Source organism: uncultured Eudoraea sp. (assembly GCF_947490415.1).
In the GTDB taxonomy this organism is placed as follows: Bacteria; Bacteroidota; Bacteroidia; order Flavobacteriales; family Flavobacteriaceae; genus Eudoraea.
On the sequence record NZ_CANLGX010000003.1, the window covers coordinates 1 to 18594 of the forward strand.

Consider the following 18594-nt stretch of genomic DNA (forward strand, 5'->3'; position numbering starts at 1 on the left):
AATAGCACCACCTCTGCTTTTTCCATCTTCTCATAGGTTCTCTCAATTCCTATGCGCTCAACAGTATCAAGAGTCTCCCTGATTCCGGCAGTATCTATAAACCGAAACCCAATACCTCCAATGGTTATTTCATCTTCTATGGTATCTCTGGTGGTACCTGCAATTTCCGATACAATGGCACGCTCTTCATTTAACAGTGAATTTAAAAGAGTAGATTTACCTACATTAGGCTCCCCTACAATAGCTATGGGAATCCCGCTTTTTATTACATTTCCCAGGGCAAAAGAATCTACCAGTCCTTTTAGAACGCTTTCAATTCTGCTTAGTAAACCCTGAAATTCTTCTCTGTCAGCAAATTCAACATCCTCTTCAGCAAAATCCAACTCCAATTCAATCAAGGAGGCAAAGTTTAAAAGTTCTTCCCTCAGGAGTTTAATTTCATTGCTGAAACCTCCCCGCATCTGTTGCATGGCAATTTTATGAGATGCCTCGTTTTCACTTGATATTAGATCTGCCACTGCTTCGGCCTGACTCAGATCCATTTTACCGTTCAAAAATGCACGCAAGGTAAATTCACCTGCATTTGCCATACGGCAACCATTCCTGATGAACAATTGGATTATTTGTTGTTGGATGTATATTGAGCCATGGCATGAAATTTCAACTACATTCTCTCCAGTATAACTGTTTGGCCCTTTAAAAATGGATACCAGGACCTTATCTATAGTAGTATCTCCATCCATTATATAACCTAAATGGATGGTATGCGTATTTACTTTTTTTAAATCTTTCCTGCTAACAGACCTGAATAATTTTGAAACCAAAGAAATGGCTTCTCTTCCGGATAATCGAATAACCGCTATGGCACCTGCACCGGATGGTGTGGCTAACGCAATTATGGTATCCTTGGAAATCATAGACATATTTTTGCAAAAATAGGGAAAAGCCAGTTATCCCCTGTATAATAGATTTTATGGGCTTCATGTTATAAAACGGCGCTAATCAAAAGATTATCTTTTTAATTATCTAAATATTCCTAAAATAGTGTGTAACATTTTATAAAAAATCACGTCTTATATATAACATCATCAAAATCAATCAAAAAATGGAAGTTATCAATCAAAGAACAATGCGCGCCGACAGGCAACTGCTCGTTATTACGCATTTGACGCAATTATTAAATTATATCATTGGGTTTGGTGGCTTAATAACCCCCTTAATTATATGGCTGACTTCAAAGAATTCCGTAGATAGTTTGGATGAACATGGAAAGGCTGTTCTTAATCTACAACTAAGTTTATTACTTTACATCGTCTTGAGTATTCCTGCTATTCTATTATTTGGACTTGGCATACTTACATTAATCGGGACAGGCCTACTTGGCTTTATAATGCCCATCGTGAACGCCGTAAAAGCTTCTAGAGGAGAGTCTCCCAGTAATTTCATGACCATACCTTTTATTAAATAACATATGAAACAAAAAAATCCCGCCAAACAGCGGGATTTTTTATATTATTTATTGCCTTTAGTTATTAAGCATCACCGGCATTACCAGCATGGTTACCATTTCCCCCTCGTCAAGGCCATCTATTGGCGTTAGTATACCGGCTCTGTTGGGAAGACTCATTTCCAAACATATTTCTTCTGAGGTCAGATTTCCCAACATTTCTACTAAAAACCGGGAATTAAATCCAATTTGCATGTCGTCTCCCTGATAGGAGCAGGTTAGCCTTTCTTCCGCTTTATTACTGTAATCAATATCTTCAGCGGAAATATTCAATTCGGCTCCGGCAATTTTCAGCCTTATTTGATGCGTAGTTTTGTTAGAGAAAATAGAGACCCGCCTTACTGAACTCAATATTTGATTCCTGGAAATGGTCAATTTATTTGGATTCTCTTTTGGAATTACAGCCTCGTAATTTGGGTACTTTCCATCTATAAGACGGCAAATGAGTTCTGTATTGTCAAAACTAAATTTGGCATTACTATCGTTGTATTCTATTTTCACCATTTCCTCACTGCCCGCAAGAATACCTTTTAAAAGGTTTAATGGTTTTTTAGGCATTATAAATTCAGCTACTTCAGAAGCTTTAACATCGTTACGCTGGTATTTTACCAACTTATGGGCATCTGTGGCCACAAAAATCAAATGCTCTGATGAGAATTGAAAGAACACCCCACTCATTACCGGTCTTAAATCATCATTACCGGCAGCAAAAATTGTTTTATTTATGGCATTGGCAAGAATATCGCCCATAATATTGGTAGAACTGGGATTCGCAAGTTCTACTGCTTTAGGGAATTCTGCACCATCTGCATAAGCCAGTGCATATTTACCGTGGTTAGAACTGATCTCTACCGTATTATTATCTTCGACGACGAATGTCAGTGGCTGTTCCGGAAAAGTCTTTAGGGTATCCAGCAAAAGCCTTGCCGGTACTGCTATTGTACCCTCTGAATCCGAATCTACCTCCAGGACAGAACTCATTGTGGTCTCCAGATCGGAGGCAGAAACTGTGAGTTTGTTCTTACTTAGGACAAATAGGAAATTATCAAGAATAGGTAAAGTATTACTGTTATTAATAACCCCACCCAAAACCTGAAGTTGCTTTAATAAATAAGTGCTGGATACTATAAATTTCATTCGTTATTTATGCTTTTTTTGATTGATTCCTTTTTAACAATTTGTGATATTATTGTATGAAATCCAATTAAACAAATATATCCTAAATGTCCTAGTGTATAAAACAAACTTATTAACACTTAGGCGGTGTATTTTCTCTTTCTAAAATAGTTAAAAACCAAACCGAAAAAGATAACAAGTACTACGGGAATACCAACGTTAATCAATTGCCACTTTGTTTTTTGTTCAACAATTTTTTCCGGATCCAATAATGCGATTTTTACTTTCTTATTTCTAATGTTTATAAGTCCGGTGTCATCCAAAAGATAATTGATGCTATTCACCAAAAATTCCTTGTTTCCATAAAAATTATTGGTCCATTTGTCATACCCCAACTCAAGTGGTCTGTTGTTCCTAATTTGGTTTTTTATTACATCTCCATCTGCAACCACGAGCATCTTATTATCATTCCCTTTGAGTTTAGTGCCTTCTAGTTTTATAGGAACAATTCTATTGATAAATGCAGAATTAAATGCACCTTCAATAAGCAGTACCACAGGCTTATTGCCATCATTGTAAATTTCTTTATTTGGAGGGGTATTAATAATGTCTAAACTTATCATTTTTGGTATGCCTTCGGGCCTTGAAAGCGGTGAACTCGAATACAGTACAGTTTTGCGATAGGAATTGGCAATAGTATCAATACTATTTGCAAATTGAAAGCGAAGTGCCTCCAGATTATTATTAACCGGGTGGTTATTGGGTGAGAGAACCATAGGATTGTAAAACCAGGGTACCGGATTATATTGAGAATTGTTCCCTTCACCCGTCGCCAGTACTATTTGTGTGAAATATAAATCATTAATAAGCACCGGATTTATCCTGAATCCATATTTAAAGAAAAAATCATTCAGGTTAAGGTCTCTTGGAAAAGCCATAGAACTGCCTTTTGAATTAAAGAGACTGTCTAATTCTATGGCTACCTGATCTATTAACCAAATAGATTTTCCACCATTTACGATAAATTGATCCAACACATATTTTTCTTTATCGGTAAAAGCCTCTGTGGGTTTGGCAATAAGCGCCAGATCGTATTCCTTTAGCTGATCCAATACTTTTTGAGGATTTTTTTCTACCGAATCCAGGGTGATCGCCCCTATATTGTAGTAATCCCTTATGGTAGTAAGAAAGTCAGCCAGATAAATATCCTGCAATTCTCCATTGCCTTTTATTACCGCTACTCTTTTTTTTGTTTTAATTGCCAGTTTAGTAAAAGCATCTGCAAAGGCATATTCTAAATTTTGTACAGAATTATTCACCCGCTCTTCTGAAGAAGCTCCCAATTTATTTTTTAAAAGAGGAACTTTAATGGTTTTATTATTATAGTTGACCATGGCCCATGGGAAAAGAATTTCCTGAGATACCCTTCCATTTTCTTCAACTGTTATATTCGCCGGAGTTAGTCCCAGACTTTGTAATTCAGCAATAGTGGCTTCGGGCTGGGAGTTATCCGAGAGAGGGTCAACAAAGTTATATTTTACATTATTATTTATGGAAGCAAATTCCTCTAATATCTGTTTGGTTTCCGCTTTTAGTTTTGCAAATTCGGCAGGCAATTCACCCTTCAGGAGTACATCAATTACAATAGGTGAATTAAAAACTGATACCGCTTCTGATGCCTGCTCGGACAGCGTGTATCGCTTATCTTCTGTAAGATCTATTCTTGAATAAATTAAACTTGCACCTACATTAACCAATATAAATACGAGCAATGCCAAACCATTGGTAAGTAACCTACTTCGCTTCATTACCTGGAATGATTTTTTAATTGAACAATTGCAAAAAACAGAAAGAGTACAGACAAACTAAGGAAATAAATTAAATCCCTGCTGTCTAAAACCCCTCTTGAAATCCCTTCAAAATGCGATTTCATTCCTAATGACATTACAAATTGCGTGGTACCACCATCAGTGAAAAGTGTTGAAACCCCTTCGAATCCATAATAGAACATAAAACAAACAACCAAGGCAAGGATAAAAGCAACGATTTGACTTTCGGTTAATGTGGATGTGAAAATTCCAATAGCTGTGTAGCTCATGGCTAAGAAAAACAGTCCAAAATATGATCCATAAATAAGACCCCAATCCAAATTGCCCTGTGTAATGCCTAATTGCGAAATACAAATGCTATAAAGGAAGGTTGGAATCAGTGCAATTACAACAAGAAATAATGCACCGAAAAACTTACCGTAAACGGTTTGTCCTAAACTAACTGGTTTTATATAAAGCAATTCTAATGTGCCAGCTTTCTTTTCCTCGGAAAAGCTCTTCATGGTCACTGCAGGAATCAGGAACAAAAATACCCAGGGAGTTAAAAGGAAAAAATTACTCAAATCTGCAAAACCGTATTCAAATATGTTAAAATCACCTTTAAACACCCATAAAAACAAACCATTGAGCACCAGGAAAAAGCCGATAATCAAATAACCGACGGGGGTCATAAGGAATGAAAGTACTTCTCTTTTAAATATGGCAAGCATAGGTTTATTTTACTGATTTAATTCTGTTCACACTCCAGGCTTCGGCCTTTTCTTCAAACAATAATTTCGTTTTCCCCCAAACATTTCTAAAGAATTCAGATTTTCTATAAGCATCCAGGTTTTCTTCTTTTTCCCAATGACTGTAGGTGAAGAAGATGTTTGAATGTTCTCTGTCCTGGTATAGTTCAAGGAAAAGACAGCCTTCAAAATTTCGGATAAAGCTTTTGGTTTCTTCAAAAATTTGCTCAAAACTAGCAATATTTTCTTTCTTTAATGTCAACTTAACGATGCGTATCAGCATTTATAAAAAGTTTATTATAATGGTATCTCTGTAATCCAAACCCAATAGGGTAGAGGCGCCCCCAACCGTGTTCAGATCGCTCTTATAAATAGCTAGTTCTAAATAGTCAGACGAATTGAAAAGGGCCAATAAATCTCCCGGACCCTTTCGCTGGTTTTTTCCAAGGTCGAAATTTATTATGTCGCTATACCTGTTATGGATTTGACTGATTTTTCTATTTCTCGCGTTAATTTCAAATTTTCTCCCATTCCGGTAGGCTTCAAACAGGCTTCTCTGAATATTTGTTATCACATTTCCATAGTTGTCTATATAAATAACACTCCCAACAATTGTTTTACCCTCGTTTGTTATTCTTGGAGCAAATTCTTTGAGTTCTTTTAAGTCTTCAAATGATTTACCAACAACCTCCAACTTTCCTCCGCGCACTATATGGCATGCAACCTTGACAAATATGTCCAGTACAGGAAAGGATCCATTCACGGGGTTCGGAATATTTATTTCAACAACTTTTTCGGGTTTAATTTCTGAAGTTATTAGACTAATTACCCCATTATTGGCACTTATGAAATAGTGGTTATCAACCAATACAGCAATATGCTGGTTTTCAATGGTGGGTTCAGAATCTACCCCAACAATATGAATGGTTCCTTCCGGAAAAGCCTTGTAAGAGTTTTTAAGAATATAAGCGCATTCCTGAATATTAAAAGGGCTTACGGCGTGTGTGATATCAACAATTTTAGCATCCGAAAGCTCTTTATAAATAGTCCCCTTAAGGGCTCCTACAAAATGGTCTTTATATCCAAAATCTGTAGTTAAAGTAATGATCGCCATGCAGCACTGTTGATATTTTTTTAACTATTCAAACCGATTTTTACTTAAGTTTGTTTGACAAAATTACGTGAAAAAAACAGCCTACAGAAATTTATCTTACGGCATACATCAATTAAATAAATCTATTCTTTGAACGAACTTAACTTAGAACTTACTGCGATTAGTCCAAGGGAATTCTTCGGACATCAAAACGAAAACATTAATCTCTTAAAAAAGTATTTTCCCAAATTAAAAATAGTAGCCAGAGGAAGCAAAATAAAAGTTTTTGGCGATGAACCTCTGCTGGACGAGTTTGATAAGCGGTTTCATATGCTTACGGCCCATTTTACCAAATACAACACCCTAGACGAAAATGTAATAGAGCGATTGCTTACAAGCAACGGTAAAGGAGAATATGAATCTTCTGAAAGTAGCGGAGACATTATTGTTCATGGGGTTAATGGTCGTTACATTAAAGCAATTACAGCCAACCAAAGAAAATTGGTTGATTCTACTGAAAAAAATGACCTGGTATTTGCAATAGGTCCTGCAGGTACGGGTAAAACCTATACCGGGGTGGCATTAGCGGTGAGGGCATTAAAGAATAAAGAGGTTAAAAGGATCATTTTAACACGGCCTGCGGTTGAGGCTGGAGAAAACCTTGGATTTTTACCCGGAGACCTGAAAGAAAAACTGGATCCATATATGCAGCCTCTTTATGATGCGTTGCGGGATATGATACCTGGTGAAAAACTTATTCATTATATTGAAAACGGAACCATACAAATTGCCCCGTTAGCTTTTATGCGCGGACGAACTTTGGACCATGCATTTGTAATCCTTGATGAGGCGCAGAATACGACGCATGCCCAGATGAAAATGTTCCTTACCCGTATGGGAAAGAATGCTAAATTTTTGATTACCGGCGACCCCGGACAAATTGATTTGCCACGAAGAGTCATCTCCGGCCTAAAAGAAGCATTATTAATCCTTAAAAGTGTTCCGGGGATACAAATTATATATCTGGATGATAAAGACGTGATTCGCCATAATCTTGTGAAGAAAGTAATAGATGCCTATAAAAATATTGAGCATCAAAACTAGTTTAGCGATATGGGCGAGACATTAATGACAACAAATTTTAATTTCCCTAACCAAATAAGTGTATACAAGGGAAAAGTTAGGGAAGTATATCGATTAAAAAATGATCTTTTGATCATGATAGCAACAGACCGCTTGTCTGCTTTTGATGTTGTCATGCCTAAAGGAATTCCATACAAGGGCCAGATACTCAATCAGATTGCTACCAAAATGATGAAGGCTACTTCAGATATAGTTCCAAATTGGTTATTGGCCACTCCGGATCCAAATGTAGCTATTGGCCAGGCCTGCGAACCATTTAAGGTTGAAATGGTAATACGGGGATATCTTTCGGGGCATGCGGCTCGTGAGTATAAAGCCGGGAAAAGAGCGCTCTGTGGTGTTCCGATGCCCGATGGAATGATTGAAAATGATAAGTTTAAAGAACCAATCATAACCCCCGCTACAAAAGCCGAAGAGGGAAATCACGATGAAGACATTTCCAGAGAAGATATCATAAAGCGGGGTATTGTATCAGAGCAGGATTATGAAATCCTCGAAAATTATACCAGGGCATTATATAAGAGAGGCACGGAAATTGCAAAACAGCGAGGTTTACTCCTGGTTGATACCAAATACGAATTTGGAAAAAACAAAGCAGGTGAAATTCTATTAATTGATGAAATTCATACTCCTGATTCTTCCCGCTACTTTTATGCGGAGGGATACGAAGAAAGACAGAGTAGGGGAGAAGGTCAAAAACAACTTTCTAAGGAATTTGTTCGTCAATGGTTGATTAGTAATGGATTTCAGGGGCTGGAAGGACAAACGGTTCCCGAAATGTCTGATGAGTACATTATTACAGTTTCTGAGCGTTATATTGAATTGTACGAGAATATCACAGGAGAACCATTTGTAAAGGCAGATATCTCAAACATTCAAGAGCGTATTGAGAAGAACGTCTTGAAGTATTTGGAAAAGTAATTACCATAATCCACATAAGTAAAATCCCCCGATGATTTTACATTTTTAATTTAAATTTGTCAGATAGCTATTTTTATTTTGTGCTTATCTTTTGATTACCTGTTGTTGTTTTAATTCGTCAATAAGGTCATTTTCCACTTTAAACTCCTTCCAATATCTTAAAATAGTTTGTTCTTTAAAAGAATATTCTGGTTTAATACCTTTTAACAAATAATCGGCAATCATTTTAGGTTCGTTAAAACCGGAGCAGGCTCTTGCTGCTGTGGTGCCTGAGCATCGAGCATTAACTTCAAAAACATAAGGCTTTCCATCTTTTAAGTTTAACTCTACATTGCACGCTCCAAAAGGTTTAATCACCTCCAATATTTTTCTAACTTCTTCTTCTATAACATCATTTTTAATGGTGAAACATTTGTAAGTTTCACCACCTTTTAAAATTCTTCGCATAACAATTACACCTTCGCAAGAACCGTTTAAGTTAATGCTGCCGCAGGTGTATTCATCACCTTCTATGTATTCCATTATTATATAGTTGGAAATGTCACTTTCAATTTTTTTTAAAGCCTTCTCCCATTTAACACTGTTTTTGATTAAAAATTTATTCTTTGCTCTTGCGCCACCAACTCTTTGTCTTAATATAAATGGATAGCTCTCTTTACTCGGATTAAATTTTTCAGCTAAAAAAGTAATAGGAACATTGACACCGGATCTCATAAGATGTTCAAAAGCCAGTTGTATATCGTCAGACAGGGTAATTACTTCTGGTCTACTTACTACCACCTTAGTTCCAATTTTATCAAAGAGATGCCTATTTAAGGATAGCGGCATCAACTCAGGATCCGACCCTGGAAACAAAAGTGAAATTTTTTCATTTTTGCATATCTCCAAGAGTTTTGGTATATAATTATCCGTGTTTGCATATGGAATTAAATAAGCGGTTTTTGACAGATAAAGCCCCGCTGCCAAATGATCTGCATCTAACCCTATAATATTATAGTTAGAATCTTCCAATGACTTAATAATATTCATGCCAACTCCTCCTCCAACTGCAGTAACTGCTATATTCATATATTTAGTATTTTAATTTTTTGTAATCCTGTTCATTATGTTACCAAAAAATGAGACATGGTTATAAACTATTTTTCATTTATAAGAACTAAGATAAAAAATCTTTGATGTGTATGAATGATCTTTTGGTCACATGGGTGTAAATCTTGGTCGTTATGTTAGAACTATGACTCAAATGATGTTAAATATGCCTGATATTCCTTCCATTTTCCAATAGAAGGGCCACAAAACTATACCTAAGCATATGAGATGGAACTATTGTTCGGCTACCGGACTTTTCAGCTGTTGTAGCTGAATTAAAAAAGCCGAGACCTAAATCTCGGCAATCTATTAAATACTGGTAGCGAGAGGGAGACTTGAACTCCCGACCTCAGGGTTATGAATCCTGCGCTCTAACCACCTGAGCTACCTCGCCAAAGGCTTTAAAATGCCTGCAAATATAAAGGTTAATTTCTTGTCCGTCAAAATTCAATGATCAAAATTAATATGTCCGATTTATTTTTTTATCATATTTAAATATATATATTGTCCAACATAAATATGTTGTGGAATGAGTGATAAAATAAAATTTGAAATTGAGTTTGTAATACAGTCTTCTCCCCAGTTGTTGTACCAGTATCTGTCAACGCCATCGGGACTGTCTGAATGGTTTGCAGACAATGTAAATTCTCGTGGTGAAATATTCAACTTCATGTGGGATGGATCTGAAGAGGAGGCCAAACTCTTAAAAAAGAAAAGTGATGAATTCATAAAGTTTACATGGTCGGAAAATGAGGATGATAGTTTTTTTGAGATGCGGATTATTGTTGATGAAATCACGAAGGATGTATCTCTTTTTATAACTGATTTTGCAGAAGAGGATGAAATTGATGAAGCAAAAATGTTATGGACAAACCAGGTATCCGATCTTAAACAAGTACTGGGTTCCAAGTAATATAAAATTAATTTTAACAGTATATTTGGCCTTGATTTATCAAGGCTTTTTTTATGGTTAATTTCAATGGACAAATAGTAGATGATAATGCCCTCTATCTGAATGGTAAAAATAGAGGCTTACTTTATGGTGATGCTCTTTTTGAAACACTTAGGGTAGTAAACGGGAAGATTATTTTTTGGGAAGATCATTATTTAAGTCTAATGTCCTCCATGCGGATATTAAGAATGGAGATACCAATGTCTTTTACCATGGAGTTTTTAGAAGAACAAATATTAAAAGCAGTTCCCACAGGGGCAGAAAGCAATTCGGCCCGAATTAGGATTACGGTATTCAGGAATAATGGGGGCTCCTATAAACCGGAAAGCAATGAAGTATCCTATATTATTGATGCAGATCTTTTAACAAATCCGTATTATTTTTTAAATGAAGACAGTTATGAAGTGGAACTATTTAAAGATTTTACAATAAGTAAAAACATGCTTTCCAATCTTAAAACAACCAACAGAATCCTGAATGTTGTGGGTAGTGTTTATGCAAAAGAGAATGGCTATAGTAATTGTTTGTTGTTAAATGATTCCAAGTCGGTAACTGAAGCACTTAACGGGAATATTTTCCTTGTAAAAAATAATGTTTTAAAAACGCCACCTCTAGAAGACGGCTGTATTAAAGGTATTGTAAGAAAAAAAATATTGGATATTCTCAACAAAATTGACACTTATGAATGCCAGGAGATATCCATTTCCCCATTTGAACTTCAGCAGGCCGATGAATTATTCATTACAAACAGTGTTATGGGAATACAACCAATAACAAAATATCGCAAGAAGACTTTTGAAAACAAAGTGGCTAAAGATATTTTGGGGAAACTAAATGCTGCCGCCAGGTTTAATTAAGACTAGGATTTTCGGGCGCATTAGACCACAATAAATAATCACCACCGAGTTCCAGCATTTTTTCTTTCCAGAAAGCTATTGTAGATTTTTGGATGATATTACTCTCATATTCATTTTTTACTACAATCCAGGATTTTGAATCCAGTTCCTGATCAAGCTGCAGTGATGACCATCCCGAATACCCCAGAAAAAATCGTATATCCGTGTTAGTGATCACCTTTTGGTTAATGAGTTTTACAGTTTTATCAAAATCACCACCCCAAAATATTCCATCTGATATTTCAATACTGTTATCAATAAGGTGCGGTACCTTGTGAATAAAATAAAGATTGTCTTGTTCTACTGGTCCTCCGTTGAATACCTGGAATGGGACATCTATATCTTCAATAAGATCACTAATGTCATAATTCAGTGGCTTGTTAAGAATAAATCCTACCGATCCTTCATCATTATGCTCTGCCAAAAGAACGACAGATCTATTGAAAGAAACATCTCCTGTAAGCGTAGGTTCTGCAATCAGCAATTTCCCTTTTTTGGGTTTTAAACTTATCATAGCTCTATTAATACTTTTAAAAATAAGATAAATCTAGTAAATAACAAAAACCCATATAAATTAAAAAAGCGCCCCGGTTTATGGGACGCTTTCATATATTTCGAAAAGATGGATTAGTTTACAGCGCTGCTTAAATCAGAACCTGCTTTAAACTTAACTACATTTTTAGCTGCAATTTGTATAGTCTTTCCAGTAGAAGGATTTCTTCCTTCTCTGGCATTTCTTCTAGAAACAGACCAAGATCCAAAACCTACTAGAGATACTCTATTCCCTTTCTTAAGTGATCCTTCTACGTTCCCTAAGAAAGACTCCAACGCCTTTTTTGCTGCTGCTTTAGTGATGCCAGCACTGGCTGCCATCGCATCAATTAATTCTGTTTTGTTCATAATTTTAAATAAATTAATAGTTGTTAAATAATTTTAAGCTTGAACAAATTTATACGGATTTGCGGTTAAGACAAGTAAAACTGGGGTAAATCAGCGTTTTTGTTGATAACTTAAAACGTTTGTTGATAAAGTTGGGTTTTTTTGGCTGATTCTCCAAGCCCAATGGTCATGGGGCTTTAGGTCATATGGGCTGATTCTTTGATTTTAAGCCCATTTAAAACATCAATAACAGCCATTTTCCGTTTACCTGGAAGCTGTAATTCTGTCAGGTAAACATACCCTCCCGGGGAGGCGACTTTTAGCTCTTTTTTAGTGAAATGAACAGTTCCGGGTTTAAAATTATGCTCCTCCTTTTCCCATTTAGCTTTGTATATTTTTATTGTAATTAATTCGTCTTCGTTGTTCAAATTTGTCCAGGCAGTTGGGAATGGGCTAAGTCCTCGAATATGATTGTATATTTTCTCAGGAGATTCTTCCCAATCTATTTTACAAGTTTCTTTATTGATTTTATCTGCAGTTTTAAATTGGCGGTCCAAAGGCTGTTTTTTTGTTACAACCTGGTTATTTTCAATCAGGGATACCGTCTTTAAAACTAATCCCGCTCCGAGGGACATTAATTTATCGTGCAGATCTCCCGCAGTATCATCTGGTCCAATCTCTGTTGTTTCTTGCAAAATAAGTTCGCCTGTATCTATTTTCTCATCTATAAAAAATGTAGTAACACCTGTTTCCTTTTCCCCATTAATTATTGCCCAGTTTATAGGAGCGGCCCCTCTATAGTCAGGTAATAATGAAGCATGAAGATTAAATGTACCATATTCGGGCATAGACCATACTTGTTTTGGTAACATTCTAAATGCTACCACAATTTGAAGGTTAGCCCTTAGTGATCTTAATTCATCAAGAAATTCCTTATCCTTTAAATTAGTTGGCTGCATTATATGTAAGCCAGCTTTTTTTGCATATTGTTTAACGGAAGATTCATGTATTTTTCGACCTCTTCCTGCAGGTTTGTCGGGTGCTGTAATTACTCCTACAACTTGGTAGCCCTCTTGGACCAGCTTTTCTAAAGTAGCGACAGCAAATTCCGGGGTGCCCATAAATACTATTCTCAAGTTTCTCATCTTTGAAGGCTATATTCATTTTTTGAATTAATAGTAATTTTACCGTCCTCTAGCAACATTTGAAGTGTTTTTAATATCAAGAGCTCATTTTGCGGTAATTCCTGGATAATGTCTCTTGAACTACTTTCTTTCATTTCCAATAATTCAATAATATCACTTTTTATTTCAAGAAAATTGGTATAGTCAAGTTTCTTTTGGTTATTACAAACATCACAATTATTACAACGTTCATCAGTTTTTTCACCAAAATACGATAGCAGTTGTCGATTTCTACACAACTTGTCATTTTTTATATAACCAAGCATGCTTTCAACCTTATTTACCTTTGTTTGCAACTGCATTTCTACTTTCTTTGAAAAATTATTAATGGTAATGTCATCTTCCCTGGGTACCAGGAAAACGAGTTCCAGATCTCTGTTATTTGCTTTTAAACTTATGACCTTATCTTTATCCAGTTGTTCCAGGTCATTTAATATTTTTTCTTCTGAAAGTGAAGTTTTTTTTGAAATTAAAAGCGTATTTATTTTTGTTTCAAAATCAAAAATCCCTCCATAAGTTCTTAAAATGGTTTGTGCGAATGGTACAATGCTCTGATGTCTTTCCAGGTAGTCTAAGAGGGCGTTTTTAGAAAATAAAAATTGTACAGTTGTTTTACGGGAAAAATTTTGCGATAAGGATATCACAGAATTTTGATCAAGAATGCGTAACCCATTATATGCCATAGGTGAATTGAGCTTATAGAGGTGACAGAATTCTTCAAATCGAAACTGAAATATTTCTTCAGTCAGAGTTCCATAGGGTATTTGAAAATAATTATTGAGTTTATTATAAAGTAATTTCAAAAATTTGACATCGGGCAATACTTTTAAAAATTGGCTTTTTAGTTGTAATTCATCGTCTTTGTTGGTTATCATTATGGCTTTAGCCGGGAGACCATTTCTCCCTGCCCTGCCAGCTTCCTGGTAATAATTCTCCAGACTTTCCGGGATTTGATAATGAATTACCAAAGTAACATCGGCTTTGTCAATTCCCATTCCAAAGGCATTTGTGGCCACCATTATTCTTACCTTATTATTGAGCCATAAATTTAGTTTCTTCTCCTTTTCTTCTTTTGGAATACCCCCGTGATAAAAGGTAGCAGAAATATTTTTTTTATTTAAAAAAGCAGCGATTACCTGAGCCATTCTTCTGCTGCGCACATATATAATACCACTTTGGTCTGTATTCTTGCATAACTCATACAGACGCCTTTGTTTATCTTCTTCCCAAATTACCCCAAAATATATATTTTTCCTGCTAAACGAATCTTTGAAAATTTGATGTTCTTTGAACTTAAGATTCTCGGTAATATCCTGGGCAACTTTTGCGGTGGCAGTGGCTGTAAGTGCAATTACAGGAACTTCTGGTTTAATATCCCGCAAAAGAGAACAATTTAAATACGCCGGTCGAAAATCATTTCCCCATTGAGAGATACAGTGTGCTTCATCTATCGCAATAAGATTAATCTCCATTTGAGCAATCCTGTCTTTTACTATTTCCTGTTGTAAACGTTCAGGTGATAGATATAAGAATTTATAATTTCCGTAAATACAATTGTCTAGCAGATTATTTAAATCTTCTCTGGAAATACCTCCTGTTAAGGCAATGGACTTAATACCTATATCCTTCAATTGCTGAACCTGGTTTTGAATAAGGGCTATTAATGGCGAAACAACAATGCATAATCCTTCACCGGCCATCGCCGGAATTTGATAACACAAAGATTTACCTCCCCCTGTAGGTAAAAGCGCAAGCACATCTTTACCATTTAACACAGCATCTATTATAGCTTTCTGAGATCCTTTAAAGTCTTCATAATCCCAATATTTTTTTAAGATTTCTTGCGGATCCCTCATTGTCAATCTTTCTTCACCTCATTTAACAAAAAAGAAATACGCTCTTCCACAGTGCCAGTTGGAATAATAACCGGCTCATAATCATATCTCATATAAGTCTTTTTTAAGTGGTCATAAATTTCAATGGCCTCCTCAAAGCTTTCTAATCTTTCATTGTCAGATACATATATCTTTTCCCATGGAGGCAGGATTACAACTTTATCATATCTGTTGGTTGTACACGCTTCTTCAAAATCACGGGGGTAACTTTGGTCAAAATAGTCCATATAAGCCAAAACATCTGGAATACCGCGGTCAAAAAAGACATAGGGAATATTCATATTAACGGACTTGCTATATTGTTCCATCCTGCGGCTAAGGATTCTTTGATTAAATTCAAAAGGATCTTTGACAAAAGCAAGTGGATTGGAAACAAAGGAATCAGGATTACCCTTTTCTTTTGCCTCAAGAGTCATACTTCTCACAATCTCGTGAAAACAGGTATAACCAAGTGCTTCAAGTTGCTGTACAATGACCGTTTTTCCAGTACTCGGCCCTCCCGTAATAACTATTTTTTTAGATTTCAATAACTAAATTTTACAATCACAAAAGTAATCAATGCGAGCAAGCATAAAAAATTGATCACGAAGCTTTATATTTGTAAAAACTTTTAAATGGATACTGAGAAATCAGATGATTTTTACCTTAGACTCAAAGAAGAATTACTTAAAAGTAACAGCTGGCCAGCAGATTACTTATATAAATTTATAGTTCCCACAGACCGGGATAAAATCACCCAAATACAACAAATTTTTGATAATACAGGAGCTGTTATTGAATCTAAACAATCCAGTAAGGGTAAATATACGAGTCTTTCAATTATGGTAAATCTTGCAAATCCTGATGCGGTTATAGAAAAATACAAAGAAGTTGGCCTCGTTGAGGGCGTAATATCTTTATAAACTGGTATAACTGGGATAATTTTCCTAATTTGCAACCGTTATAGAGATACTTCCTTTACATATATTTAATCAGAATTATATAGAAATTTGAATCCAGTAGAAAACCTAGAGTACAATACTGAGCGCGAAAAGCTCATTATTCCCGAATACGGTCGCCATTTTCAAAAAATGGTAGATCATGCCGTCTCTATAAAAGACGATGAAGAGAGAAATAAAGTGGCAAAGGCCATTATTAGTGTCATGGGTAACCTTCAACCTCATTTGAGGGACGTACCCGATTTTCAGCATAAACTTTGGGATCAACTATTTATTATGTCCGACTTTAAGTTGAAAGCTGAATCACCTTTTCCCATAACTCCAAAGGAAGTCCTGCAAGCAAGACCTGATCCATTGGAATACCCACAAAACCATCCTAAATACCGTTTTTATGGCAATAACATAAAGCGAATGATAGATGTAGCCATTGGATGGGATGAAGGCGATAAGCGGGCAGGGCTGGAATATGCTATAGCTAATCACATGAAGAAGTGTTATCTTAATTGGAACAAGGATACCGTAGAGGATAAAGCAATTTTTAAGCACCTTTATGAACTAAGTGATGGAAAAATAGATTTAGCTGCTGATGGTGTTAACCTTACTGATAGTGGACAGTTTCTTAAATCACGGATTTCAAAATCCAATAGGACCAGTTCCCCAAAAAAGGGCCAGCGAAATACTAACAGAGGTAAAAAACGGTATTAAATATTTCTTCCTTAAATGGGAACATTCAAAATTGAGGGCGGCCATAAACTTCATGGGGAAATAACCCCACAAGGCGCTAAAAATGAGGCATTACAAATTCTTTGTGCGGTTTTGCTTACCCCGGATGAGGTAGTCATAAACAACATTCCGGATATTCTTGATGTTAACAAGCTAATCTCCTTACTAGAAGACCTGGGAGTAAAAATCCAGAAAAAAGGCAAAGGGTCTTATTCTTTTAAAGCAGATGACATTAATCTGTCTTATTTGCAATCTGAACAATTTAAAACTGATGGCAGGGGATTAAGAGGCTCTATTATGCTGGTAGGCCCTTTATTAGCCAGATATGGCAAGGGTTACATTCCTAAACCAGGAGGTGATAAGATAGGTAGGCGCAGATTAGATACCCATTTTGAAGGATTTATTCAGTTGGGTGCAAAATTCCGATATAATAAAGAGGAGCATTTTTATGGGGTAGAAGCCAAAAGACTAAAAGGCACCTATATGCTTTTAGATGAGGCATCGGTTACAGGTACCGCTAACATTGTTATGGCAGCTGTCCTGGCAGAAGGGCAAACAACTATTTACAATGCAGCATGTGAGCCTTATCTGCAACAATTGTGCAAGATGCTAAACCGGATGGGAGCAAAAATTTCCGGTATTGGGTCTAATTTATTGGTTATTGACGGGGTTCTGAATTTGCAAGGCACAGAGCATACCATGTTGCCGGACATGATAGAAATAGGGAGTTGGATAGGTCTTGCAGCAATGACCAAAAGCGAATTAACGATCAAGAATGTCAGCTGGGACGACTTAGGTCAGATTCCATCGGTTTTTAGAAAATTGGGTATTTCTCTGGAAAAAAGAGGGGACGACATTTACATTCCTGAACATAAAGAGGGTTATAAAATTCACAACTATATTGATGGTTCTATTTTAACTATCTCAGATGCACCCTGGCCCGGGCTCACCCCGGATCTGTTAAGTATTATCCTTGTTATTTCAACACAGGCCAAGGGCGAAGTGCTCATCCATCAGAAAATGTTTGAAAGCCGTTTGTTCTTTGTAGATAAGTTAATAGATATGGGGGCAAAAATTATTCTTTGCGATCCACACAGGGCTACTGTAATTGGCCACAATTTTAAATCCACATTAAAGTCTACAACCATGGTATCCCCCGATATCAGAGCCGGAGTATCCCTTTTAATTGCCGCTCTATGCGCAAAAGGAACATCAATCATCCATAATATTGAGCAGATAGACAGGGGATATGAGGATATTGACAATCGTCTAAGGGCAATTGGCGCTAAGATTGAAAGGATGTAACAAAAGGAGTTATAGACCTCCTATTTTTATGGAGGCATACTATTCTTAAAATCTTAAAAATGAAAAATCCGGCTTGGGAAAAACTACCTCTGATTAGCAATGATTTGGGTCAAAAGAAAAGATTTGAATTGCTCGTTGAAGGCGAAACTGCATTTATAGAATATATCCAGGCCAAGAATAATATTATATATCTCACCCATACCGAAGTACCCCGCACTTTAGAAGGGAATGGTATAGGAGCTATTATTGTATCCAAAACTCTTGAACATATCAGGGAAAATGGATTTAAAATAGCTCCCTTATGTCCTTTTATTGCTGCATACCTTAAGCGTAATCCAGGTAAAGCAGATGGTTTATTAGCTCCGGGGTTTTCGGTAGGCTAGAAAAAATATCAAT

The 18594-nt window shown here is 36.1% G+C and carries 21 protein-coding genes and 1 tRNA gene; 9 read left to right on the top strand and 13 right to left on the bottom strand.

Going from position 1 to position 18594, the window contains the following annotated elements; all coding sequences use genetic code 11:
• Positions 1-917: tRNA uridine-5-carboxymethylaminomethyl(34) synthesis GTPase MnmE (gene mnmE, locus Q0874_RS08235; protein WP_299161746.1), on the bottom strand; the 917-nt coding region annotated here is incomplete at its 3' end.
• A 188-nt stretch (positions 918-1105) separates the two neighbouring features.
• Between mnmE and Q0874_RS08240 the strand changes: the two genes are divergently transcribed.
• Complete coding sequence (locus Q0874_RS08240) at positions 1106-1468, top strand: DUF4870 domain-containing protein (protein ID WP_299161749.1); 363 nt, start codon at positions 1106-1108, stop codon at positions 1466-1468.
• A 57-nt stretch (positions 1469-1525) separates the two neighbouring features.
• On the opposite strand, the gene dnaN is transcribed toward Q0874_RS08240, so the two are convergent.
• The 5 genes from dnaN to Q0874_RS08265 all read right to left on the bottom strand — a co-directional run bounded on the left by dnaN (position 1526) and on the right by Q0874_RS08265 (position 6294).
• Positions 1526-2644 (bottom strand): DNA polymerase III subunit beta, encoded by a 1119-nt coding sequence (gene dnaN, locus Q0874_RS08245; protein WP_299161752.1) that lies wholly within the window; start codon positions 2642-2644, stop codon positions 1526-1528.
• 119 nt (positions 2645-2763) lie between these two features.
• The gene (gene gldG / locus Q0874_RS08250; RefSeq protein ID WP_299161754.1) at positions 2764-4431 is read right to left on the bottom strand and encodes a gliding motility-associated ABC transporter substrate-binding protein GldG; all 1668 of its coding nucleotides are present in this window, start codon (positions 4429-4431) and stop codon (positions 2764-2766) included.
• Complete coding sequence (gene gldF, locus Q0874_RS08255; RefSeq protein WP_299161756.1) at positions 4431-5162, bottom strand: gliding motility-associated ABC transporter permease subunit GldF; 732 nt, start codon at positions 5160-5162, stop codon at positions 4431-4433. Before gldF ends, gldG begins: the two co-directional genes overlap by 1 nt.
• Before the next feature lie 4 nt (positions 5163-5166).
• On the bottom strand, positions 5167-5463 hold the full coding sequence (locus tag Q0874_RS08260) for a putative quinol monooxygenase (protein ID WP_299161759.1): 297 nt from the start codon (positions 5461-5463) through the stop codon (positions 5167-5169).
• Complete coding sequence (locus tag Q0874_RS08265; RefSeq protein WP_299161761.1) at positions 5464-6294, bottom strand: SAM-dependent chlorinase/fluorinase; 831 nt, start codon at positions 6292-6294, stop codon at positions 5464-5466. It abuts the gene before it with no gap.
• Positions 6295-6423: 129 nt separating this feature from the next.
• Between Q0874_RS08265 and Q0874_RS08270 the strand changes: the two genes are divergently transcribed.
• Both Q0874_RS08270 and Q0874_RS08275 read left to right on the top strand, forming a co-directional pair.
• A complete protein-coding gene (locus Q0874_RS08270; RefSeq protein WP_299161764.1) occupies positions 6424-7377 on the top strand; it encodes a PhoH family protein in 954 nt (317 codons plus the stop codon).
• A 9-nt stretch (positions 7378-7386) separates the two neighbouring features.
• Positions 7387-8337: a phosphoribosylaminoimidazolesuccinocarboxamide synthase gene (locus Q0874_RS08275; RefSeq protein ID WP_299161767.1), complete on the top strand. Its 951-nt coding sequence runs from the start codon at positions 7387-7389 to the stop codon at positions 8335-8337.
• A gap of 84 nt (positions 8338-8421) precedes the next feature.
• On the opposite strand, the gene Q0874_RS08280 is transcribed toward Q0874_RS08275, so the two are convergent.
• Together Q0874_RS08280 and Q0874_RS08285 are read right to left on the bottom strand one after the other, a co-directional pair.
• Positions 8422-9405, bottom strand: a complete 984-nt coding sequence (locus Q0874_RS08280; RefSeq protein WP_299161770.1) for an ATP-grasp domain-containing protein — start codon at positions 9403-9405, stop codon at positions 8422-8424.
• Positions 9406-9743: 338 nt separating this feature from the next.
• Positions 9744-9820 (bottom strand) — tRNA-Met (locus Q0874_RS08285).
• Between the two features lie 135 nt (positions 9821-9955).
• Between Q0874_RS08285 and Q0874_RS08290 the strand changes: the two genes are divergently transcribed.
• Both Q0874_RS08290 and Q0874_RS08295 read left to right on the top strand, forming a co-directional pair.
• Positions 9956-10339: an START-like domain-containing protein gene (locus tag Q0874_RS08290; protein ID WP_299161773.1), complete on the top strand. Its 384-nt coding sequence runs from the start codon at positions 9956-9958 to the stop codon at positions 10337-10339.
• Positions 10340-10392: 53 nt separating this feature from the next.
• A complete protein-coding gene (locus tag Q0874_RS08295; RefSeq protein ID WP_299161776.1) occupies positions 10393-11235 on the top strand; it encodes an aminotransferase class IV in 843 nt (280 codons plus the stop codon).
• Here the strand turns inward: Q0874_RS08295 and Q0874_RS08300 are convergent.
• The 5 genes from Q0874_RS08300 to Q0874_RS08320 form a co-directional block, all read right to left on the bottom strand.
• Complete coding sequence (locus Q0874_RS08300) at positions 11228-11788, bottom strand: YqgE/AlgH family protein (protein ID WP_299161779.1); 561 nt, start codon at positions 11786-11788, stop codon at positions 11228-11230. The genes Q0874_RS08295 and Q0874_RS08300 overlap by 8 nt on opposite strands.
• Positions 11789-11901: 113 nt before the next feature.
• Positions 11902-12174, bottom strand: a complete 273-nt coding sequence (locus Q0874_RS08305) for an HU family DNA-binding protein (RefSeq protein WP_299161781.1) — start codon at positions 12172-12174, stop codon at positions 11902-11904.
• Between the two features lie 176 nt (positions 12175-12350).
• Positions 12351-13298: a methionyl-tRNA formyltransferase gene (gene fmt / locus Q0874_RS08310; RefSeq protein ID WP_299161784.1), complete on the bottom strand. Its 948-nt coding sequence runs from the start codon at positions 13296-13298 to the stop codon at positions 12351-12353.
• Positions 13295-15193 (bottom strand): ATP-dependent DNA helicase RecQ, encoded by a 1899-nt coding sequence (locus tag Q0874_RS08315; RefSeq protein WP_299161787.1) that lies wholly within the window; start codon positions 15191-15193, stop codon positions 13295-13297. Before Q0874_RS08315 ends, fmt begins: the two co-directional genes overlap by 4 nt.
• A 2-nt stretch (positions 15194-15195) precedes the next feature.
• On the bottom strand, positions 15196-15759 hold the full coding sequence (locus tag Q0874_RS08320) for an ATP-binding protein (RefSeq protein ID WP_299161790.1): 564 nt from the start codon (positions 15757-15759) through the stop codon (positions 15196-15198).
• Between the two features lie 87 nt (positions 15760-15846).
• Here Q0874_RS08320 and Q0874_RS08325 point away from each other — a divergent pair, with 87 nt between their 5' ends.
• The 4 genes from Q0874_RS08325 to Q0874_RS08340 all read left to right on the top strand — a co-directional run bounded on the left by Q0874_RS08325 (position 15847) and on the right by Q0874_RS08340 (position 18581).
• Positions 15847-16134: a DUF493 family protein gene (locus Q0874_RS08325; RefSeq protein WP_299161793.1), complete on the top strand. Its 288-nt coding sequence runs from the start codon at positions 15847-15849 to the stop codon at positions 16132-16134.
• An 87-nt stretch (positions 16135-16221) separates the two neighbouring features.
• On the top strand, positions 16222-16875 hold the full coding sequence (locus tag Q0874_RS08330) for a DUF4290 domain-containing protein (RefSeq protein WP_299161796.1): 654 nt from the start codon (positions 16222-16224) through the stop codon (positions 16873-16875).
• A 15-nt stretch (positions 16876-16890) separates the two neighbouring features.
• Positions 16891-18198, top strand: coding sequence for a UDP-N-acetylglucosamine 1-carboxyvinyltransferase (gene murA, locus Q0874_RS08335; RefSeq protein WP_299161799.1), 1308 nt, complete (start codon positions 16891-16893; stop codon positions 18196-18198).
• 59 nt (positions 18199-18257) lie between these two features.
• Positions 18258-18581 (top strand): GNAT family N-acetyltransferase, encoded by a 324-nt coding sequence (locus Q0874_RS08340; protein ID WP_299161802.1) that lies wholly within the window; start codon positions 18258-18260, stop codon positions 18579-18581.
• Positions 18582-18594: the final 13 nt, after the last annotated feature.

What these genes read in the sequence shown, in the direction of transcription:
- Q0874_RS08240 (WP_299161749.1), top strand. Translation starts at nt 1,106, where the DNA reads ATGGAAGTTATCAATCAAAGAACAATGCGCGCCGACAGGCAACTGCTC.
- dnaN (WP_299161752.1), bottom strand. Translation starts at nt 2,644, where the DNA reads ATGAAATTTATAGTATCCAGCACTTATTTATTAAAGCAACTTCAGGTT.
- gldG (WP_299161754.1), bottom strand. Translation starts at nt 4,431, where the DNA reads ATGAAGCGAAGTAGGTTACTTACCAATGGTTTGGCATTGCTCGTATTT.
- gldF (WP_299161756.1), bottom strand. Translation starts at nt 5,162, where the DNA reads ATGCTTGCCATATTTAAAAGAGAAGTACTTTCATTCCTTATGACCCCC.
- Q0874_RS08260 (WP_299161759.1), bottom strand. Translation starts at nt 5,463, where the DNA reads ATGCTGATACGCATCGTTAAGTTGACATTAAAGAAAGAAAATATTGCT.
- Q0874_RS08265 (WP_299161761.1), bottom strand. Translation starts at nt 6,294, where the DNA reads ATGGCGATCATTACTTTAACTACAGATTTTGGATATAAAGACCATTTT.
- Q0874_RS08275 (WP_299161767.1), top strand. Translation starts at nt 7,387, where the DNA reads ATGGGCGAGACATTAATGACAACAAATTTTAATTTCCCTAACCAAATA.
- Q0874_RS08280 (WP_299161770.1), bottom strand. Translation starts at nt 9,405, where the DNA reads ATGAATATAGCAGTTACTGCAGTTGGAGGAGGAGTTGGCATGAATATT.
- Q0874_RS08290 (WP_299161773.1), top strand. Translation starts at nt 9,956, where the DNA reads ATGAGTGATAAAATAAAATTTGAAATTGAGTTTGTAATACAGTCTTCT.
- Q0874_RS08295 (WP_299161776.1), top strand. Translation starts at nt 10,393, where the DNA reads ATGGTTAATTTCAATGGACAAATAGTAGATGATAATGCCCTCTATCTG.
- Q0874_RS08300 (WP_299161779.1), bottom strand. Translation starts at nt 11,788, where the DNA reads ATGATAAGTTTAAAACCCAAAAAAGGGAAATTGCTGATTGCAGAACCT.
- Q0874_RS08305 (WP_299161781.1), bottom strand. Translation starts at nt 12,174, where the DNA reads ATGAACAAAACAGAATTAATTGATGCGATGGCAGCCAGTGCTGGCATC.
- fmt (WP_299161784.1), bottom strand. Translation starts at nt 13,298, where the DNA reads ATGAGAAACTTGAGAATAGTATTTATGGGCACCCCGGAATTTGCTGTC.
- Q0874_RS08315 (WP_299161787.1), bottom strand. Translation starts at nt 15,193, where the DNA reads ATGAGGGATCCGCAAGAAATCTTAAAAAAATATTGGGATTATGAAGAC.
- Q0874_RS08325 (WP_299161793.1), top strand. Translation starts at nt 15,847, where the DNA reads ATGGATACTGAGAAATCAGATGATTTTTACCTTAGACTCAAAGAAGAA.
- murA (WP_299161799.1), top strand. Translation starts at nt 16,891, where the DNA reads ATGGGAACATTCAAAATTGAGGGCGGCCATAAACTTCATGGGGAAATA.
- Q0874_RS08340 (WP_299161802.1), top strand. Translation starts at nt 18,258, where the DNA reads ATGAAAAATCCGGCTTGGGAAAAACTACCTCTGATTAGCAATGATTTG.